Here is an 18149-nt window from a genome sequence, read left to right as displayed (position 1 = left end):
GTTTCCCGTCCGCCGGAGAACCCGGCCTGGTCTCGCGGGACGCCGGCGCCGGGGAACCCCCCGCACCGGGGGCCGCGGCCTCCGCGCCGGACGGCCTTCTCCGCGCATCATGCTCGCCCGGCGGAGAGCGCGTCCAATGGTTTATCCCGCGGCGCTCACCGCCGTCAGTGAGCATGACGCCGGAAATGCGCGCCTCGCACTTCGGGCTGGGCGCGGGCTCTCGTACCATGACGTGGTGCACCCCCTCATCCGTTCCCTGTGGAACGAGCCACGTCCCCCCGACCCTCCGCTGCGGGTGTGGCGGGACTGGGTGCTCGTGGGAGCGCTCGTGCCGATCGCCGTGCTCGAAGGAGTGCTGCGGCCGGATCTTCCATGGCGGGTCGTCTCCGTGGCGGTCACCGTCGGACTGGTGCCCACGTTGCTGTGGCGCCGGACCAGGCCGCTGCTGGTGGTCGCGATCGTCTTCGGCACCACGAGCCTGGCCCCGCTGGTGACGGGCGGCGAGTCTCCGGAGACGTACACGATGGTGTACCTCCTGATCCTGGTGTACTCGTTGTTCCGCTGGGGTTCCGGACGCGAGGCCGCGATCGGTCTGTCGGTCATGCTCGTCGCGGTCTTCCTGTCGATCGTCTCCGGCCGCCTCGTCTCCGCCGACGCGGTCGCCTCGTTCGCCGTCGTGTTCTCGGCCGTCGCCCTGGGCGTGGCGTTCCGGTATCGGGCCGGGGCGAGGATGCGCGAGCTCGACCAGGTCAAGCTGCTCGAACGCGAACAGCTCGCCCGCGACCTGCACGACACCGTCGCCCATCACGTCTCGGCGATGGCGATCCGCGCACAGGCGGGTCTCGCCACCGCGGCGTCACGCCCCGACGCCGCGGCCGAGGCGCTCCACGTGATCGAGGCCGAGGCGGCACGGGCCCTCGCCGAGATGAACACCATGGTCCGCGTCCTGCGCCAGAATCGGCCGGCGGACCTGGCTCCCGGCCGGCGCATCACCGATCTCGGACAGCTCGCGAGCCGAGGCCAGTCCGGTCCGTCCGTCGACGTGGAGATCTCGGGCGACCTCGACGACCTCCCCCCGTCGGTCGGAGCCGCGATCTACCGCCTCGCCCAGGAGTCGATCACCAACGCCCGGCGGCACGCGCGTCACGCCACCCGCATCGAGGTCCGCGTCTCCGCCGACGACACGTCGGTGCACCTGCGCGTGAGCGACGACGGCGACAGCGGCCTCATCCGCCAGGCGGCGTCGCCGGGATACGGGCTCATCGGCATGATCGAACGCGCCGATCTCCTCGGCGGTACCTGCGTCGCCGGCCCCGGCCCCGACCGAGGCTGGACAGTGACCGCCGTGCTGCCCCGGACCGGGGCCGCGACGTGAGCATCCGGGTGATCGTCGCCGACGACCAGGAGATCGTCCGTACCGGGCTCGTGATGATCCTCGGTGCCCAGCCGGGCATCGAGGTCGTCGGCGAGGCCGCCGACGGGCGGCGGGCCGTCGAGCTCGCCCGTCGCCTGCGTCCCGACGTGTGCCTGTTCGACATCCGCATGCCCGGCATCGACGGCATCGAGGCCACCCGCGCCCTCGCCGGACCGGCCGTCGACGATCCCCTCGCCGTCGTCGTCATCACCACTTTCGACCTCGACGACTACGTCTACGCCGCCCTGAGGGCCGGCGCCCGGGGTTTCCTGCTCAAGAACGCCGGCGCCGACCTGCTCTCCCAGGCCGTCCGCGCCGCCGCCGACGGCGACGCGCTCATCGCCCCGAGCATCACCGCCCGGCTCCTCGGGGCCTTCGCCCGCACCGGGCCCGCCTCAGCGCTGGGGCAACCCGTCGAGGCGCTCACGGACCGGGAGGAACAGATCCTCGCCACCGTGGCACGCGGACGGACCAACAGCGAGATCGCCGACGAGCTTCACATCTCTCTCAGCACCGTCAAATCCCACATCGCCAGCCTGATGGCCAAGCTCGGCGCCCGCAACCGCGTCGAGATCGCCATGTGGGCCTACGAGACCAACCGCGTCTAGGACGTCTCCGGCGGGTCGGCGTCCGCTGAGCCGCCGGAGACGCCTCGGCGCCGGTGGAAGCGGTCCTGCGCCGCCAGTACGTCATTGCCGTAGGCCGCCGCACACGGCGGCCTCACCGAGGCGGCGGGGTACGGCCAAGGCCGTACTGCTCGCCGTACCCGCTGACGCCGCACCGCAGTCGGCCGAGGAGCTGGCCCCGGGGCTCGCCGGACGGACCGTCCGGCCGGTCACGCGACCCCTCGGACAGTCCTCGGAACCGCCCCGGCCGGTCTCCTTCGGATGATCCACTCCGCCACGATGAGGTTGATCAGCCAGCCGGCGCCCATGAGCAGCGCCCGGGGGAACTCACCGGGCGTGCCGACGATCATGAACCAGGGCGCATGGGTCAGCACCTGCGTGCCCGCGCCCATGCCGATCGCGTAGCCGCGAATCATCCAGGCGCGGTGCCGGGCGATGTCCCGTCGCCGGATCGCGGCGAGGCCGAGGGCGATGGACAGGACCATGGCCGTGCCGAACACGAGCCGGAAGGCGGTGAGGAGATCGCCGTCACCCTCGATGCGGGGATAGAACAGGGTCATCCACAGGCCCGTGAACGCCGCGACGAGTCCGCACGGGACCAGCAGCCGCCCGGAGGCGCGGTGCCAGCCGGGCCTCCGGCGGCGGAACCCGGCAGCGAACTGGAAGGCGCCCAGGACGCTGTACAGCACGACACTGATGATGTGCAGCACCACGGGAAGGGGCGCCGCGAAGAACCGCGCGTTCTCCGGTGTGATCGCCGCACCGCCGGTCAGCTCGGTCATGCGTACGGCACCGGCGACCATGGGAACGGCGCTGAGCACGATCAGCGCGGCGGGAACGAGCCACCCCGCCCTTGCGGAGGAGGCCGTGGCGGGAGTCCCCGCCCTGCCCCGGTCATCCGTCAGCAGGCCGCCTCGCGGGGACGGCGGGGACTGCGGGGACACGGTGCGCCCCGTCGTGCTCTCGTCGGTCATGACTCGATCGTGACGGCTGAGGCGCCGGCGGTTCATCGATAGAACGGTCCGATCCGAACCCGCCGGTCGTCCATCAATCAGGCGTACTTTCGGCTGATGAGCTCTTTGTGCAGGCCTTTTACGCTGATTTCCGTGCCACGCCGTCGATGGCGAGTGCGGCGGTCCCGATGGACCCGCGCCACGGCTGACACCCGCAGTTGATGAGGAGAATGTGATGAAGGCGTTCGTCCTGCGCTCGTACGGCTCACCCGACGCTTTGGAGCTCACCGACATCGACGATCCCGTCCCCGGCGACGACGAAGTGCTGGTCCGGGTGCGCGCCACCTCCGTCCAGCCCTATGACTGGCACCTCATGAGAGGGCAGCCGTACGTCGCGCGTCTGATGCCCGGCGGCCTGGGGCTGCGCAGGCCGAGCATCAGCATCCTGGGCGCCGACGTGGCGGGGCAGGTGGAGGCGGTCGGCAAGGACGTGACGCGGTTCCGCCCCGGCGACGAGGTGTTCGCGATGCCCAAGCAGGGCGGCTTCGCCGAGTACGTATGCGTCCGGGAAGACGAACTGGCGCCGAAACCGAAGAATCTGTCGTTCGAGCAGGCCGCGGCGGTGCCGCTGGCGGCCAACACCGCCCTGGTGGGCCTGCGCGACCGGGGACGGATCCAGCCGGGGCAGAAAGTCCTGGTCAACGGAGCCTCGGGAGGCGTGGGCACCTTCGCCGTACAGATCGCCAAGGCGTTCGGCGCGGAGGTCACCGGCGTCTGCAGCACGCGGAACGTGGACCTGGTCCGGTCGATCGGCGCGGACGAGGTCATCGACTACACCGAAGGCGACTTCACCCGGAACGGGCAACGCTACGATCTCCTGCTGGACGTCGCGGGAAGCCACTCGGGATCGGCGTGCCGGCGGGCGTTGACCCCCAAGGGGACCTGCGTCACCGTCGGAGGACCGGCCGGCCGATGGCTGAAGCCCGTCGACCGCATATTCCTGAAGCTCGCGGCGTCGCCGTTCGTGTCCCAGACAATGGTCATGGCGGACGTGGTCCGGTGCACGGGGAACGAGAACAGGCAGAACCTGATGACGCTGACCGGGTTCATCGAAGACGGAAAGATCCATCCGGTCATCGACCGGAGCTATCCGTTCGCGGAGATTCCGGCGGCCATCGGATATCAGGAAGAGGGGCACGCCCCGGGGAAGGTCGTCATCACGATCTGAGCACCCCGGACCCGGAGGAAGTCCCTGAGGCCGGCCAGGTCCCGTCGACGTCGGTCACGACGGGTGGTCCGGCCAAAGGCCCGACCGCGGCGTGCTCCACAGCCGCACCGTGCCGTTCGTTCCGGGAGCGGCCAGCAGGTGACCCTCGGGGTGGAAGGCCAGCGAAGGGACGTAGGTGGAGCCGCTCAGTGGTCGCCTGACCGGCCGGACGGTCCCGGTGTCCCACAACCGCACCGTGAAGTCGTCACCGCTGGTCGCGAAGAACCGGCCGCTGGGGTGGAAGGCCACCCCCCACACGTAGTCCCCGAGGTGGCCGGTCAGCGGTTCCCCCACGGGACAACCGGTCGTGACGTCCCACAGCATCACCTGGTTCTCGTCGTAGCCGACACTGGCCAGCAGGCGTCCGCCGGGGTGGAAGGCCACTCCGTGGAAGGGCCCGCTGCGCCGGTTCGGCAGGTGGCCGAGGAGCCGGCCGGTGGCACAGTCCCACAGCTGCAGGGCGAGTCTTGCGGTGGTGGCCAGCAGATGCCCGTCGGGATGGAGGGCCATCGGGCCGGCACCGTCCAGCGGTTCACCGGCGGGTTGGAGCGTGTCGGTGTGCCACAACCGCGTCGTACCGCCTGCGCTGGCCAGTAAGCGGCCGCCGGGGTGGAAGGCCAGTTCGGTGACGCCGTCGGTGCGGCTGTGCAGGAGCCGGCCGGCGGGCCGGCCGGTGGCGGTGTGGCACATCCGGATGGTGCCGTCCGACCAGCCGGTGGCGATCAGGTGGCCGTCGGGATGGAAGGCCACCGCCCAGGCCTGCTCCGCGGGGTCGGTCACGGGCCGGCCGACGGCACGGCCCGTGGCGGTGTCCCACAGCCGTACCTCGCCGTTGTAGTCGGCGACGGCGAAGCAACGGCCATCGGGATGGAAGGCCACATCTGCAGGGTTGCAGGGGCCGATCTGAAGATCCCGGTAGGCAGGGGTCATACCGACCAGAGGATAGCCCCGGCCCGGCCGGTATGACGGGCCGCCGTCCACCGGAGCCGGTGTACCGGCCGTCCCCGCCGGCGGGCCTGCGCCTGCGCCATGAGCGTGTCGTGGCCTACCTGCGCGACTCGAGGCGGCTGATGGACGTGAGCATCTCGGTCTCGCCGGGGCGGTAGCCGAGGTCCTGGAACAGGGTCAGGGCCTGGGTGAAGTGGCCTGCCGCCTGGGCGTAGTCCCCCTCCTGTTCGTATGCCGTGCCCAGGTTGCCGAGGACGGTGGCTTCGCCGGCACGGGTTCCGAGGTCGCGGAAGAGGGTCAGAGCCTGGTGGAGGACCTGGCGGGCTTGGTCGTGGCGATCCCGGCGGCTGTGGACCAGGCCCAGGTTGCCGAGGACTATGGCCTCGCCCCGCCGTTCGCCCGTCTCGCGGTAGAGGGACAGGGCCTGGTCGTAGTGGGCGTGGGCTTGATCGATGTCTCCTGAGTCCCAGGCGACGTCGCCGAGACTGCAGAGGGCGCGGGCCTCGGCATGGCGGTCGCCCGCCTGGCGGGCGAGGGCCAGGGCTCTCGGGGTGTGGAGATGGGCCTGATCGTGACGGCCGAGTCTCGCATGCATGACGCCCTGGTTGAGGAGGGCCTGGGCCTGGGTGGACGGGTCGTGGGCGGCGTGGACGGCGGCATCGTAGAGGGGCAGGGCCTCGGCGTGGTGGATGTGGCCGTCCAGGTACGCGTAGAGGGTCGTGGCCAGGTCGGTGGTGTGATGCGGCCGGTCGGCGGCGGCGTGGATACCGGAGGCGATCAGGTTGGCGCGTTCGGCGTCCAGCCAGGTGGCCGCAGTGGCGGGATCCTCCAGGAGGGGGCCGTCCGCACGCGGCGCGGACGGCCGGAGGTGCCGGGAGTACGGGAAGAGCTGGTCCATCGCCATGATCGCGGTGCGGAGGTAGTGCTCGGACAGGCGGCTCAGCGCGTCAGAGGCTTCGTCCGGTGCGGCCAGAGCACGGGCGTGGTCGCGGAGCAGGTCGTGGAAGGTGTACCTGCCGGGCTCGCGCTGCAGGAGCATGTGGGCGTCGAGGAGTTCCTCGAGGAGTTCCTCCGCCTCGTAGACGTCCGTTCCGGCGAGGGCCGCCGCGGCGTACGGGTCGAAGTCGCGCCCGGCGTGGACGCCCAGCAGGCGGAACATCCGCTGCCCGTCCGGGGCGAGCTGCTGGTAGGAGAGGGTGAAGGCGGCGGCGACTCCCCTCTCGCCGGTGGAGAGCTCCGCGAGTCTGCGGCGCTCGACGCGTAGACGGCCCGCCAGGTACTCGACCGTCCACTGCGAGCGATGGTGGAGGCGGGCCGCGGCGATGCGGACCGCCAGGGGCAGGAACCCGCAGAGCTGGAGCACGTCCAGGACGGCGAGGGGCTCCTTGCCGGCGCGTTCGCCGACGATGCCGCCGAACATGGCGATGGCGTCCGCCGCGGGGAAGACGTCCATGGACAGGGCGCGGGCGCCGTCCAGATCGGTGAGACGGCGCCTGCTGGTGATCAAGGTGAGGCTCCCGGGCGTGCCGGGAAGCAGGTGCCGCACGTGTTCGGCGTCGGCCGCGTTGTCGAGGATCAGCAGGACCCTGCGGCCGGTGAGTTCTGTACGCCAGAGAGCGGACCGCCCGGCCAGGTCGGCGGGGATGCGGTCGGCGGGAACGCCGATCTGGCGCAGCAGGATCTCCAGCGCCGCGATCGGGTCGAGCGGCGGCTGCCCCACCGTGTGGGCGCGGAGATCGACGAACAGCCGGCCGTCGGGGTAGAGCTCGGCGAGCCGGTGAGCGGTGTGGACCGCCAGCGTCGTCTTGCCGATGCCGGCCATCCCGTCGATCGCGTAGATCGTCCCCTCGCGGGCCTCACGGGTCAGATGGTCGAGCTCGCTGTCGCGTCCGGCGAAGTCGGGGAGGTCGTAGGGCAGGAACGACGCCTGCTTCGCCGGTGCCTGGGGCGCGTCGTCGGTCAGGATCGCCTGTTCCAGAGCGGTGAAGGCACGGCTCGGGTCGAGGCCCTGCTCGTCGGCGAGTCTCGCGCGGAAGGCGCGGGCGACGGCGAGCGCGTCGGGCTGCCTTCCGGCGAGGTGGAGGGCGCGCATGAGATGGCAGGTGAGCTTCTCGCGCAGCGGGTGATCGACGATCTGCGCCGCCAGATCGTCGATCACGCCCTCGTGACGGCCGAGGGAGAGTTCGAGCTCGGCGAGCCGCTCGAACGCCGACAGGCGCCGCTCCGTCAGCAGAGCCCGGGCGTCGGCGGCATAGTCCGCGGTGACGTCGGCGAACGGCTCACCACGCCACAGGGCGAGGGCGGCGCGGATCCGCTGCGGGTCCTCGACGGCTGACAGCGCCCCGGTGAACTCGTCCAGGTCGAGCTGTCCCGCCTTCGGGACGATCACGTACCCGGCTTCCCGGGTCTGCAACACGTCCGCGGCCCCGGCCTGACGGAGCACCCGCCGGATCGCGGTGATGGCCGCGTGGATCTGGGAGCGGGCCGTCTCCGGGGGCGTCGGCCCCCACATGGCGTCGATCAGGCGGTCGCGGCTGAGCACGGCCCTGGCGTGGAGCAGCAGATAGGCCAGCACCGCACGGTGCCGAGGCGCCAGCCCGGCCAGCCGGACTCCGTCAACGGTGACCTCGACCGGGCCGAGGACCGTGAATCGCACCCCCACGCCCCAACCCCGATCCTGCGTGCATCGCGAACGAATCGCGAATCTATCAGTCCGCTCCCGAAGGATTCAGGGCATGCAAGGACTGCCGCTGATCGATCCGGAAAACGCCGCAGGCGCGGCGCGAGCCCAGCTCACCGCCGCCCGGCGGGTGCTGGGCATCACACCGAACCTCACCAAGGCGATGGCCCACAGTCCCGTGGTCCTCGCCGGCTACCTGGCCGCCGTGGACGGACTGCGGAACGGCCGCCTGACACCGGGCGACCAGGCGGGGCTCGCGCTGCTCGCCGCCCAGCACCATCGAAGCGAGTACGCGCTCTCGATGCACACGTTCCTGGCCGGCAAGGTCATCGGCCTGACCAAGTCCGAGCTCGCCGCCGCCCGGCACGGTGAAGGCTCCCCCGTCCTGGCGTACGCCGCCGCGCTGCTGCGCGGCGGCACCGTCCCCCAGGCGCATGGCCTCTCCCCCGCCCAGGCCGTGGAGGTCATCGCCCACCTGGCGGTCAACCACTTCACGTCCTGCTTCACCACCGCGGCACGCGTCCCTCTCGACTGGCCGCTTGTCACCCTCTGAGACGCGGTACCCCGCGCCTCCCCTACCCTCGTCGCGACAAGAGGAGGACACACCCATGCCAGCACCCAGAACCCCGCAACAGCGGCTGAAGGACACCCTGCACCGCCTCGAGAACGACATCGACGTCTGGGTAGCCACCGCCGATCCCGAAACCGGCGCGCCGTACCTGGTCCCCCTGTCGTTCCTGTGGGACGGCGAGACGCTGCTCATCTCCACTCCCACGTCCAGCCGTACGGCTCGCAACCTCTCCGCCACCGGCGAGGTCCGCCTCGGCCTGGGGCCCACCCGTGACGTGGTCATGATCGACGCGACTGCCACTCCACTGCCGGCGGCCGACCTCCCCACCGGCACAGGCGACGCCTTCGCCGCCAAAACCGGCTTCGACCCCCGCCGGCTCAAAACCCCCTACCTCTACTTCCGCATCGAGCCCCGTCGCGTGCAGGCCTGGCGCGAAGAGAACGAGCTCGAGGGCCGCGGCCTCATGAGCGACGGAGACTGGATCGTCCCCTGACCCGGGCGTTCGGTTCCGTGCGACGGCGCAGGAGGCCAGGCCGTCATCGGCGGCGGACGGCGCCGCCGATGACGGGCGGAGGCCCGGCGGAAAATCACGCGGACTCTGATCGGAGCCTGACGCCTTCGGCTGAACCGCCGGTAACGGGAGCCCTCGAAGACCCTCCGGCTGTCCTGCGGCTCCGTCGGAGGGAGTGAAGGCGATGCCGGTCCCCGGACGGGAAACCGTATGCGGCCGGGGCGGTCAGCGGTTCGATGAGCCGATGCTCTGGCCGTAGCGGAAGACGCCGTCCGGGTCGTACCGGTGTTTGATCCGTACCAGGCGCTGGTAGTTGTCGCCGTAGTAGGCGCGCGCCCAGTCGGACAGGGTGGGGTCGGGGAAGTTGACGTAGGCCGATGAGGTGTCCAGTTCGGTGCGGAGCCTGCGGTATACGGCGCCGGCCTGACGGCGCAGGCGTCGTGCCGTCTCCCGCGGGGTGGCCGGGGTCCATTCGGCGCCGATGTCGATCACGAAGGTGGCGTCGCGATGGGCGAAGGCGGTTTCCCTGGGGGCGACGTCGCCGACCCGGCCGCCCATGGCGAACAAGGTGACATACCCGCCGGTGCCCGAGCCGCCGGGTTGCCAGTCGGTGACGGCCTCGGCGATGGTCCGCACCGTCCGGTCGGGCAGCCAGCGGCCGGGCATCAGCGAGTGGGAGATCATGGCGGTCCGTTCGGGCCGCATCATCAGGTAGTCCTGTGCGGACCAGAACTGGCGCTGCTCGATGAAACGCCGGGACGGAGCGAGGTTCAGCAGCGGTGCCAGCAGGTGGCGTGTCGTCGCCTCGGTGCCCAGATACTGGCCCAGCAGCGTGATCGAGGCCGGGTCGGTGCCGGATCGGGAGAAGCCGATCCGGCAGTCGAAGCGGCCGGCCCGGTCCTGCTGCAGGATCTCCTGCACCGCGTCCATCACTGCGACGGCGTGGCGGGGGTCGATGGTCAGATCGAAGACGGTGGCGGTCTGATCGGTCACCGGGACCGCGTCGAAGACGAAGGAGGTGTTGATGCCGAAGTTGCCGCCGGCGCCGCCGCGGCAGGCCCACCACAGATCGGCGTGCTCGCGCTCGCTGGCTCGCACCAGGGATCCGTCGGCCAGCACCACCTCGGTCTCCACCATCCGGTCGCACGTCAGGCCCCATCTGCGGTCGTTGAAGCCCAGCCCGCCTCCCAGGGCCAGCCCGGCCACGCCCACGCCGGGGCAGCGGCCACCGGGGAAGTACAGGCCGCTGGCCCGGGCGCGGTAGACGTCGGAGTTGGTCGCCCCGCCCCCCACCAGCAGGCGGCGGTCACGGGCGCGGACCCCGTCGATGCGGCGCAGGCTGATCAGCAGGCCGGTCGTGGTGGAGTATCCGGCGTAGTTGTGGCCGCCCGAGCGCGCCGCCAGCGGCATGCCGTGGGCGGTGGCCCAGCGCAGGGCCGCCTGCACGTCGGCGGAGGTGGCGCAGGCGACGACGCCGGCCGGGAGGACGTCGGCATAGCGCAGGTTCCACGGTGTGGACAGGCGGGTGTAGGCATTGCCGTGGGGCCGGTACAGATCCGCTCCGGGGCCGAGGGCGCGGCCCAGCGCGCGCCAGGCGGCCTCGTCGACCGGCGGTGGTGCGGGTGCCGGCCGAAGAGGTGATGCGGCGGTGGCCCGGGCGGGGACCAACGTCGCGGCGAGGCCGGCGGTGGCGGCGGCTCCCCAGCGTAGAAGATCGCGTCGGTTGTACATCATTCTCCCTGTAAGTGGTCGTGTCCTGTCCATGCGTCCGCGTCCGGCCGGCGCCGGGAGGCGGCCGGGGGCCGGGGGAGCAGAAGGGCTGGGACGCGGCGACGAGCAGGGCGCGGCGCGCTCGGTGACGGGCGGACATGGTGTAGCCGTATCAAGACCTCAGTCCACGCGGACACTCCTTGTCATGGATTGACTACTGTAAGTGACTAACATGTGACCGGATCGATCAGATGCCCGATGCCGCCGGGGCTGTTGAAAAGATGCTGCCGGTGCTGGCGGTCCGCCTCCCGCAACGGCTCCGAAGCCTCCGCCCGCCCCCTCAAGCCGTCTCGGACAGAGACCACCCGCACCGCTTTCCCGCACAGTTCGCCCATGTCGTCCCCATCGGACGTCAGGACGACGGCCGGGCGTACCGAGCGCAGTGCGGTGGCCGCGACCACAGCGTCACGACCACAGCGTCAATGGCGTACTCGCGACCGTGCACGCGCGCATCTCGAAGAAGCTCGATCGCTCGCGAGGAGATGCCCTCCGCCACCGGCTCGATCTTCAGCCGGGACAGATGCCGGTCGGCCCCGCACCACTCCGCGAGCCCCCGCAATCGAGAACGACGGTGGCTGAGCTCGAAGACACGTTGACCTTGGCAACCGGTCCGTCTCCCGGGGCGAAATCTCGCTCAGGCACGCCCGCAGGAGCGGTTTGCCACTCCAGGCGGCAAACTGCTGATCCTCGCTCCAGGCGACAACCGGCCGCCTACGCGGGCCTACCCGTCGCCGGACGTCAACCCCACCGGACAGGAGACGCCGGTGCCGCCGACTCCGCAGCGGCCGCCGGGCTTTCGAACAAGTACGGCCGGTGGCGGTAGGGGCACTTCGCGGAGGAAAGCCGGGCGGCGATGTCTCTATCCGGCTCGGAGGGCGGCGACAGACTCGACGAGCCCCGCCCTCTCCGATGCGTCAAGCACGTCGTCCACGGTTTCCGGTGGGTTGACCCGCGAGTCTGCGATCTGTTGCACGCAGGCCCATACAACCCTTCCGTCGAGATCGATTTGATCCAGAACGAAGTCATCGGGCGACCTGGCCTCAATGCCCCACGCGACCAGGTTCTCTGCGGGGAAGTCCTTGAGGTTCGATGCGACGATGATCTGCGCTCCCGATTTGATCGCCGCGGCCAGCGCGTGCCGATCATCGGGATCGGGCAGCTTCAGCCCTTCGATCAGCGGCTCATGCCCTTCCACCAGGCAGTCCCGGACAGCCGCGTTCATCAGAAGGCGGAGCTGGGCGAACTTCTCCGCCGGGATGTCGGGGCGGTTGGCGGCGAGGTTGCGCTGCATCTCGTCGAGGATCCCGGTGGCCCATCTGGCCTGCAACCGTCCGGCCATGGCGAGCCGGATGAGCAGGTCGCGCAGCGTGTTGCCGTACAACACGTTCGCGTCGTAGACCACCGTGAAGGTCCTGGTCAGATGCCCAGCTCTTGCCCCAGCGCGGCAAGCTGATCAGCGGCCGCCCGGCGCTTGGCGTCGTCGCGGCGCTTGTACTCCTGGAGGTCTTCGTAGGTGATGCGCCGATGCTTGCCGATCAGCCGGAAGGGGATCTCCCCCGTCTCCAGGAGCTTGATCAGGTAGGGACGTGAGACGTTCAGCATGTCCGCCGCCTGCTGTGTCGTCAGCTCGACGTGGGACGGGATGACCGTCACTCCGCGTCCTTCGGCCGCTTGGGCGAGGATGAAGGCGAGCAGGCTCACGGCCTCGCGCGGCAGGATCAGCGGATCCTCCCCGCCGTGCTCGCCAGCGACGCGAACGGTCGGCTGCTCGGGATGGCGCATGAGATGGTCCTTGATCCTCCGCACGGAGTTGGGATTTTTCCCGAACACCGAGGCACTGGAGAGCACCAAAGGAGGCCAGGCCGCAGCCTCAGACCGAGGTTGAAGTCTTGCGAGCCGGGATGGATGTGCTAGGTGACCGGCTGTCGGCCGGGTGGGACATCCAACCGCTGAGCCGCAGACTGCCCGATGCTCGCTTCGATGCTCTCTGGAAGGTGACAGCACCGGACGGAACCTCTGTCGTGCTGGTCGTGGAAGCCAAGCGCGCGGTGGAGAGGCGTGACACCGCTACGCTGCTCCAGCAGTTGAATGCCGCGACGGACGAGCATCCAGGCAGCCGTGGGGTTGTCGTCTCCCGATACCTGTCGCCACCCGTGCGTAAGCGGCTCTCGGAGGCCGGCCTGTCCTACATAGACGCGACAGGGAACATCACCCTGAACGTCTCTCAGCCCGGTCTATACGTTGCAGGTCGAGGGGCCGACCATGATCCGTGGCGCGGTCCCGGAAGACCGCGCGGCACGTTGAAGGGCGCTTCCGCGGCGAAGATCGTGCGTGCACTGTTGGACCATGAAAGAACGTGGGTGATCCGTGAGCTGATCGACGCCGCTGACGTATCCACTGGGTCGACCTACCGGGTGATCGAGTTTCTCGAGAGCGAGAACCTGGCAACGCGGACCAACTCGGGTGCAGTCGTAGTTCCCAACTGGTTCCTTCTAAGGAACTGATCTACTCACCTGCCGACACGATGCCCACGGGGCAGGAGACCCCGGTGCCGCCAAGACCGCGATCGCCATCCTCAGGAGTCGGTGTCTTTAGGGTGGCGGGGCGAGGCGTAGACGACCCAGACGGTGCGGGTGTCGTCATCGATGACGTAGCGGACGCGCCCGCCGCTGGTGACTTCGAATTCCCACTGCTCCAGGTCGTGGCCGTTATGGCGATGGGTTGCCAGGTCCCCGCGAAGCCGGTGCCGATGTTCGTGGTCTGCCCGGGAGCGGGGGTCGGCGCGCAGCGCCTCGAAGCAGCGGCGGGTGTTGGCCAGGGCGTGTCGGCACAGCTCCTCCCAGCCTTTAACCGCATCACCGGTGCCGAACCGGATGTCCCATTCGCCGTCGGGTGGCGGGACCGTGACCCGGTCGCCGCGTTTGGGACTCATGCGGTGACCTCGACCGCTCCGAAGTCGCCGCTGGTGGGTTTACGGGCCTGGGCGTAGCGCGTGGGGTCGGCTTTGATGCGGGCGGTGGCCCGCCAGCCCGCGATGACTTCCTGGGCGGTGGCATCGACCTCCAGTTCCGCGGCGTCGGAGAGGGCCTCGACCAGTTCCAGGGTGAAGGAGCGCAGTTCGTCGGAGGTCAGGTGGCGGACCCAGGGGAAGACGTCGGGCATGGCGATGACCAGAGTGCGGGCGGTCGGGTCGTGCTTGAGAAAGGCCAGGAACAGACGTGAGGCCGTGGCCAGGGTTTGTCCGCGCTGGTCTTCGCGGTCGGCGGCGGTCAGGTAGAAGTCCGGGGCGTCGCGGTGGGTGATGCGCACGCGGCCCAGGCGGGCGGCGCGTTCGGCGACGGCGCGGGGGTTTCTGGACAGGTCCGAGAAGGTGACGGCGTCGGCGTTCTGAGAACTCACCTCACCATCGTAGGTCAGAACACATTCTGATAAGCGGTGAAGCATGCAGCGTGCACTGACGGTCTCGCCTACCAACGCGCCAAGAGTTGTCAGAAGTCGGAGGCAGGTCTGTTGAGATACCTGAGCCGTACGGCCCGGCTGTCTCATAGAGGGGTCACATAGCTTGACGTTGGTGCCACCGATGCCGCAGCGACCCATGTCAACCGGCTTCGAGGCCGTGTCCCGACCTGTGAGCACGAGTACGGCTACCGCGGGTTCGAGCGGAACTCCGCCCAGAGATCGACAGCTTTCTCCAGATCGAGCGCCGCCACCTCCTCGCGGGTCATGCCCACTGTGTAGATCAACCGATCGGCGAGCCAGCCGGGAACCGGCTCCCGTGCGGGCGACTCGTCGACATGAAGGTGATCGGTCAGGGCTCCGAGACGGTCGACGACCTCGCCGAGACGGACAACTTCAGGGCGTGAGCCACCCGCTGCCCGAACCCGCGCCTTGGCTTCGGCGTACACCTCGGCGTCGGCCCTCTCCCCGACGGCCCAGATCTCGCAGACCTCGATCACCTTGTCATCGGTGATCCGATAGACGACCCGCCAGGTGTTCCGGCCGACGACGAGCTTGCGGAATCCAGTCAGCTCCCCGCCGAGCGGGTAACCAGCCTCGGGGTTCTCCAACAGCAGGAGGATCTTCTTGAGGATTCTGGGTACGACGTCCGGGCCGATTCTACGGAGATCGTCGATGGCCGGATCGGTGAATACGACGTCGGACACCGTCAGTCGTCCTCATCCGGGATCGCGGCCAGCGACTCCCGGGTGTGACCGAAGGCGGAGAGCACGTCGTCGATCGGCGTCCGCCGCCCGGTGCCCGTGGCCGCCCGCACGAGCACCAGCGCCAGATCACGCAGGTCCGCCGCGGCCTCCTCCAACTCGTTGAGACGCCGCATGCTCACGACGGCGGCAACCGGCTGATGTCGGCGGGTCACTATCAGATCGGCTCCCTGTTCTGCGTCCGCCACCAGCCGGGCTACTCCGCGTTGCGTGGCCTCGGTGACGGAGAGTTCAGCCGCATGGTGGAGAGCAGTCATACAAAAACTATATAGAAAACTATACAGGATAGCCAATGCTGCGGACAGAGCCTCGATGGGCGAGCGCAGACAGGAGATCAGACTCTCGCGACCGCTTCGACATCAGCCCCCTCGACACCCGGAAAACGAACGAGACCCTCACACAGCCCTGAGGCCGTACGAGGGTCTCCCTCTTACCGTGCTTACTGCTCCGAGCTCGTCAGGCCCGTCTGGCAGGCCCACTCGGATGGGTCCCCTAGCTTGACGTTGGTCCCGCCGATGCCGCAGTAGCCGCCGGGGTTCTTGAAAAGATATTGCTGGTGATACTCCTCGGCGAAGAAGTAGTCGCCGGCCGGGGCGATCTCGGTGGTGATGCGGCCGTAGCCGGATTCGGCGAGCACCTTCTCGTAGGCGTCCCGCGAGGCGAGGGCGGCCTTCTCCTGCTCGGGAGAGTGGGTGTAGACCGCCGAGCGGTACTGGGTGCCGACGTCGTTGCCCTGGCGCATGCCCTGGGTGGGGTCGTGGGCCTCCCAGAAGACGCGCAGCAGCTCCTCGTAGGAGACCTCGGCCGGGTCGAAGACGACGCGGACGACCTCGGTGTGGCCGGTCAGGCCGGTGCAGACCTCTTCGTAGGTGGGGTTGGGGGTGTATCCGCCCGCGTAGCCGACCGAGGTGGACACGACGCCCGGGGTCTGCCAGAACTTCCGCTCGGCGCCCCAGAAACAGCCCAGGCCGAAGTCGGCGACCTCGGTGCCGTCGGGGTACGGCGGCGCCAGCGGGGCGTCGAGCACCGCGTGCCGCGCGGGCACCGGCATCACCGCCTCGCGACCCGGGAGCGCGTTCTCCGGGGACACCATGGAAGTCTTGTCCTTGCCGAACAACCAGCCCATCGCGAACCTCCTCCTGACACCTTCTCAGACCTGCACAACCGTGCCCAGCCTCCTGGTGTTCCCGTTAGCAGTGCTAAATTATTGAAGAAGCATTGCTAACTTGTGTTAAATAAGGTAAGCAGTAAAAATAGGTGACATGCCTGAATCGCGCCGAGGTGTCCTGTACGGCATCGCCGCCTACGCCATGTGGGGCCTGTTCCCGCTGTACTGGCCGCTCCTGAAGCCCTCCAGCGCTCTGGAGATCCTGGCCCACCGCATGGCGTGGTCGCTCGTCGCCGTCATCGCCATCCTCGCGGTCCGGCGGCACTGGTCCTGGGTCCGGGAGCTCCTGCGCACCCCTCGCAAGCTCGGCCTGCTGGCTCTCGCGGCGGCGATCATCACGGTCAACTGGGGCGTCTACATCTACGCCGTCAACACCGGGAATGTCGTCGAGAGCGCTCTGGGCTACTTCATCAATCCGCTGGTCAGCGTGCTCTTCGGCGTCTTCCTGCTCAAGGAGCGGCTGCGCCGCCGGCAGTGGGTCGCGGTCGGCCTGGGCGCCCTGGCCGTCGTCGTGCTCACCCTCGACTACGGCCGGCTGCCGTGGATCGCGCTGGTGCTGGCCGTCAGCTTCGGCACCTACGGCCTGGTCAAGAAGACCGCCCGGGTCGGTGCGGCGGAGAGCATGGCGGTCGAGACGCTCGTCCTGCTGCTCCCGGCGCTGGGGTACATCCTCTACCTCGGGCAGCAGGGCACGAGCACCTTCGGCTCCGCGGGCACGGGGCACGCGCTGCTGCTGGCGGGGGCCGGGGTGGTCACCGCCATCCCGCTGCTCGCCTTCACCGCCGCCGCGATCCGGGTGCCGCTCACCACGATCGGCCTGCTGCAGTACATCGCCCCGGTGCTCCAGTTCCTCTGCGGCGTGCTCGTCGTGCACGAGACCATGCCGGCGAGTCGCTGGGCCGGGTTCGCCATCGTCTGGCTGGCCCTGTCGGTCTTCACCTGGGACAGCCTGAGCACCGCACGTGAGGCCCGCCGTACCGAGCGGAAGCAGCCGGAGCCCGTCCCCGCCTGACCCCGGAGAGGTCAGCCGGAGCGCTCGACCACGTAGTCGCAGAGGGCGAGGTAGGCCGCGCGGGCCGGGATGTCCGGCAGGCCGGACAGGTCGGCGCGGGCGCGGTCGGCCCAGGAGACCAGCTCGGCGCGGGCCCGGTCCATGGCGGGGTTGGCGCGCAGCAGGCGGAGGGCCTCCTCGACGTCCTCCTCCGCCACCGGGCCGGACAGCAGCTCCCGCAGGCGGGCGTCCTGCGGGTCGTCCCCCGACAGCACGTACAGCACCGGAAGCGTGGGGATGCCCTCGCGCAGGTCCGTGCCGGGCGTCTTGCCCGACTCGGCCGACTCCGAGGCGACGTCCAGCAGATCGTCGCTGAGCTGCCAGGCGACGCCGATGGCCTCGCAGGCGCTGGTCAGCCGGGCGACCACGTCGGGCGAGGCGCCGCTCAGCATCGCGCCGAAACGGCCGGAGGTGGCGATGAGGGAACCGGTCTTGTCGGCCAGCACATCGATGTAGTGCCGGACCGGGTCCTGGTCGCGGGGGCCGACGGTCTCGCGGATCTGGCCGCGGACCAGGCGGGAGAAGGTCTGGGCCTGGATCCGGATGATGTCCGCGCCGAGGTCGGCGAGGATCTCGGAGGCCTGAGCGAACAGGTAGTCACCGGTCAGGATGGCCACGGTGTTGTCCCAGCGGGCGTTGGCCGAGGGAGAGCCCCGGCGGACCGGGGCCTCGTCCATGACGTCGTCGTGGTACAGCGTCGCCAGGTGGGTCAGCTCGATCACCACCGCCCCGGGCACCACGCCCGGGGCGTCCGGCGAGCCGAACTGGGCGGCGAGCAGCACGAGCATGGCCCGGAACCGCTTGCCGCCCGCCTCGATGAGGTGTTTGGACGTCTCCGTGACGAAGGCGTCCTCGCTCTCCACCGAGGAGCGGAGCAGCTTCTCGACCTGGGCCAGGCCGGTGGCCAGGTCCTGCGCCAGCCGCTCGTCGACGAGCGGCAGATCAACAACCGGTGGCGCAGCCATGAGTT

Annotated in this window: 19 protein-coding genes; 7 read left to right on the top strand and 12 right to left on the bottom strand. The window is 69.8% G+C overall.

Annotated elements, in window-relative coordinates; translation table 11 throughout:
• Positions 1–235 precede the first annotated feature (235 nt).
• Together HS041_RS06435 and HS041_RS06430 are read left to right on the top strand one after the other, a co-directional pair.
• A complete protein-coding gene (locus HS041_RS06435; RefSeq protein ID WP_307845192.1) occupies positions 236–1375 on the top strand; it encodes a sensor histidine kinase in 1140 nt (379 codons plus the stop codon).
• Positions 1372–2022, top strand: a complete 651-nt coding sequence (locus HS041_RS06430; RefSeq protein WP_196439562.1) for a response regulator — start codon at positions 1372–1374, stop codon at positions 2020–2022. The genes HS041_RS06435 and HS041_RS06430 overlap by 4 nt, the downstream gene beginning before the upstream one ends.
• 227 nt (positions 2023–2249) lie before the next feature.
• Here the strand turns inward: HS041_RS06430 and HS041_RS06425 are convergent, their stop codons facing one another.
• A complete protein-coding gene (locus HS041_RS06425; RefSeq protein ID WP_196439561.1) occupies positions 2250–3014 on the bottom strand; it encodes a DUF2306 domain-containing protein in 765 nt (254 codons plus the stop codon).
• A 214-nt stretch (positions 3015–3228) separates the two neighbouring features.
• Here HS041_RS06425 and HS041_RS06420 point away from each other — a divergent pair, with 214 nt between their 5' ends.
• Complete coding sequence (locus HS041_RS06420; RefSeq protein ID WP_196439560.1) at positions 3229–4221, top strand: NAD(P)-dependent alcohol dehydrogenase; 993 nt, start codon at positions 3229–3231, stop codon at positions 4219–4221.
• Positions 4222–4275: 54 nt separating this feature from the next.
• Here HS041_RS06420 and HS041_RS06415 read toward each other — a convergent pair whose 3' ends face one another.
• Both HS041_RS06415 and HS041_RS06410 read right to left on the bottom strand, forming a co-directional pair.
• Entirely contained in the window at positions 4276–5190 is a 915-nt protein-coding gene (locus HS041_RS06415; RefSeq protein WP_196439559.1) for a WD40 repeat domain-containing protein, read from the bottom strand.
• A 115-nt stretch (positions 5191–5305) separates the two neighbouring features.
• The gene (locus tag HS041_RS06410) at positions 5306–7870 is read right to left on the bottom strand and encodes an AfsR/SARP family transcriptional regulator (protein ID WP_196439558.1); all 2565 of its coding nucleotides are present in this window, start codon (positions 7868–7870) and stop codon (positions 5306–5308) included.
• A 73-nt stretch (positions 7871–7943) separates the two neighbouring features.
• On the opposite strand from HS041_RS06410, the gene HS041_RS06405 reads away from it, so the two are divergent.
• The gene (locus tag HS041_RS06405) at positions 7944–8441 is read left to right on the top strand and encodes a carboxymuconolactone decarboxylase family protein (RefSeq protein WP_196439557.1); all 498 of its coding nucleotides are present in this window, start codon (positions 7944–7946) and stop codon (positions 8439–8441) included.
• Positions 8442–8496: 55 nt separating this feature from the next.
• Positions 8497–8952 carry a pyridoxamine 5'-phosphate oxidase family protein gene (locus HS041_RS06400; protein ID WP_196439556.1) on the top strand — a complete coding sequence of 152 codons (456 nt, stop codon included), beginning with the start codon at positions 8497–8499 and terminating at the stop codon, positions 8950–8952.
• Positions 8953–9195: 243 nt separating this feature from the next.
• On the opposite strand, the gene HS041_RS06395 is transcribed toward HS041_RS06400, so the two are convergent.
• The 3 genes from HS041_RS06395 to HS041_RS06385 form a co-directional block, all read right to left on the bottom strand.
• Positions 9196–10704: an FAD-binding oxidoreductase gene (locus HS041_RS06395; RefSeq protein WP_196439555.1), complete on the bottom strand. Its 1509-nt coding sequence runs from the start codon at positions 10702–10704 to the stop codon at positions 9196–9198.
• 895 nt (positions 10705–11599) lie between these two features.
• Positions 11600–12142, bottom strand: a complete 543-nt coding sequence (locus HS041_RS06390; RefSeq protein WP_307845191.1) for a VapC50 family PIN domain-containing toxin — start codon at positions 12140–12142, stop codon at positions 11600–11602.
• Between the two features lie 14 nt (positions 12143–12156).
• On the bottom strand, positions 12157–12522 hold the full coding sequence (locus tag HS041_RS06385) for a helix-turn-helix domain-containing protein (RefSeq protein WP_196439554.1): 366 nt from the start codon (positions 12520–12522) through the stop codon (positions 12157–12159).
• A 119-nt stretch (positions 12523–12641) separates the two neighbouring features.
• On the opposite strand from HS041_RS06385, the gene HS041_RS06380 reads away from it, so the two are divergent.
• Positions 12642–13244, top strand: a complete 603-nt coding sequence (locus tag HS041_RS06380; RefSeq protein WP_230878446.1) for a hypothetical protein — start codon at positions 12642–12644, stop codon at positions 13242–13244.
• A gap of 71 nt (positions 13245–13315) precedes the next feature.
• Here HS041_RS06380 and HS041_RS06375 read toward each other — a convergent pair whose 3' ends face one another.
• The 5 genes from HS041_RS06375 to msrA all read right to left on the bottom strand — a co-directional run bounded on the left by HS041_RS06375 (position 13316) and on the right by msrA (position 16086).
• A complete protein-coding gene (locus HS041_RS06375) occupies positions 13316–13672 on the bottom strand; it encodes a type II toxin-antitoxin system RelE family toxin (RefSeq protein WP_196439553.1) in 357 nt (118 codons plus the stop codon).
• Complete coding sequence (locus tag HS041_RS06370; protein WP_196439552.1) at positions 13669–14139, bottom strand: hypothetical protein; 471 nt, start codon at positions 14137–14139, stop codon at positions 13669–13671. Before HS041_RS06370 ends, HS041_RS06375 begins: the two co-directional genes overlap by 4 nt.
• A 245-nt stretch (positions 14140–14384) precedes the next feature.
• Entirely contained in the window at positions 14385–14903 is a 519-nt protein-coding gene (locus HS041_RS06365; protein ID WP_196439551.1) for a type II toxin-antitoxin system RelE family toxin, read from the bottom strand.
• A gap of 2 nt (positions 14904–14905) precedes the next feature.
• Positions 14906–15076 carry a hypothetical protein gene (locus HS041_RS40370; RefSeq protein ID WP_374058828.1) on the bottom strand — a complete coding sequence of 57 codons (171 nt, stop codon included), beginning with the start codon at positions 15074–15076 and terminating at the stop codon, positions 14906–14908.
• 323 nt (positions 15077–15399) lie between these two features.
• Positions 15400–16086, bottom strand: coding sequence for a peptide-methionine (S)-S-oxide reductase MsrA (gene msrA, locus HS041_RS06355; protein WP_196439549.1), 687 nt, complete (start codon positions 16084–16086; stop codon positions 15400–15402).
• 136 nt (positions 16087–16222) lie between these two features.
• Between msrA and rarD the strand changes: the two genes are divergently transcribed.
• Complete coding sequence (rarD, locus tag HS041_RS06350) at positions 16223–17140, top strand: EamA family transporter RarD (protein WP_196439548.1); 918 nt, start codon at positions 16223–16225, stop codon at positions 17138–17140.
• Between the two features lie 11 nt (positions 17141–17151).
• Here the strand turns inward: rarD and HS041_RS06345 are convergent, their stop codons facing one another.
• Positions 17152–18144: a polyprenyl synthetase family protein gene (locus HS041_RS06345; RefSeq protein WP_196439547.1), complete on the bottom strand. Its 993-nt coding sequence runs from the start codon at positions 18142–18144 to the stop codon at positions 17152–17154.
• Between the last annotated feature and the right edge of the window lie 5 nt (positions 18145–18149).

The sequence above is a fragment of the Planomonospora sp. ID67723 genome (genome assembly GCF_015711605.1).
In the GTDB taxonomy this organism is placed as follows: Bacteria; Actinomycetota; Actinomycetes; order Streptosporangiales; family Streptosporangiaceae; genus Planomonospora_A.
Note: the sequence above shows the minus strand (reverse complement) of the source record. Positions and strands in the feature narration are given on the sequence as shown.

Bases quoted from the DNA above. Each gene is read 5' to 3' on its own strand.
- HS041_RS06425 (WP_196439561.1), bottom strand. From the start codon at position 3,014: ATGACCGACGAGAGCACGACGGGGCGCACCGTGTCCCCGCAGTCCCCG.
- HS041_RS06345 (WP_196439547.1), bottom strand. From the start codon at position 18,144: ATGGCTGCGCCACCGGTTGTTGATCTGCCGCTCGTCGACGAGCGGCTG.
- msrA (WP_196439549.1), bottom strand. From the start codon at position 16,086: ATGGGCTGGTTGTTCGGCAAGGACAAGACTTCCATGGTGTCCCCGGAG.
- rarD (WP_196439548.1), top strand. From the start codon at position 16,223: ATGCCTGAATCGCGCCGAGGTGTCCTGTACGGCATCGCCGCCTACGCC.
- HS041_RS06405 (WP_196439557.1), top strand. From the start codon at position 7,944: ATGCAAGGACTGCCGCTGATCGATCCGGAAAACGCCGCAGGCGCGGCG.
- HS041_RS06395 (WP_196439555.1), bottom strand. From the start codon at position 10,704: ATGATGTACAACCGACGCGATCTTCTACGCTGGGGAGCCGCCGCCACC.
- HS041_RS06380 (WP_230878446.1), top strand. From the start codon at position 12,642: ATGGATGTGCTAGGTGACCGGCTGTCGGCCGGGTGGGACATCCAACCG.
- HS041_RS06385 (WP_196439554.1), bottom strand. From the start codon at position 12,522: ATGCGCCATCCCGAGCAGCCGACCGTTCGCGTCGCTGGCGAGCACGGC.
- HS041_RS06400 (WP_196439556.1), top strand. From the start codon at position 8,497: ATGCCAGCACCCAGAACCCCGCAACAGCGGCTGAAGGACACCCTGCAC.
- HS041_RS06375 (WP_196439553.1), bottom strand. From the start codon at position 13,672: ATGAGTCCCAAACGCGGCGACCGGGTCACGGTCCCGCCACCCGACGGC.
- HS041_RS40370 (WP_374058828.1), bottom strand. From the start codon at position 15,076: ATGCGGCGTCTCAACGAGTTGGAGGAGGCCGCGGCGGACCTGCGTGAT.
- HS041_RS06415 (WP_196439559.1), bottom strand. From the start codon at position 5,190: ATGACCCCTGCCTACCGGGATCTTCAGATCGGCCCCTGCAACCCTGCA.
- HS041_RS06420 (WP_196439560.1), top strand. From the start codon at position 3,229: ATGAAGGCGTTCGTCCTGCGCTCGTACGGCTCACCCGACGCTTTGGAG.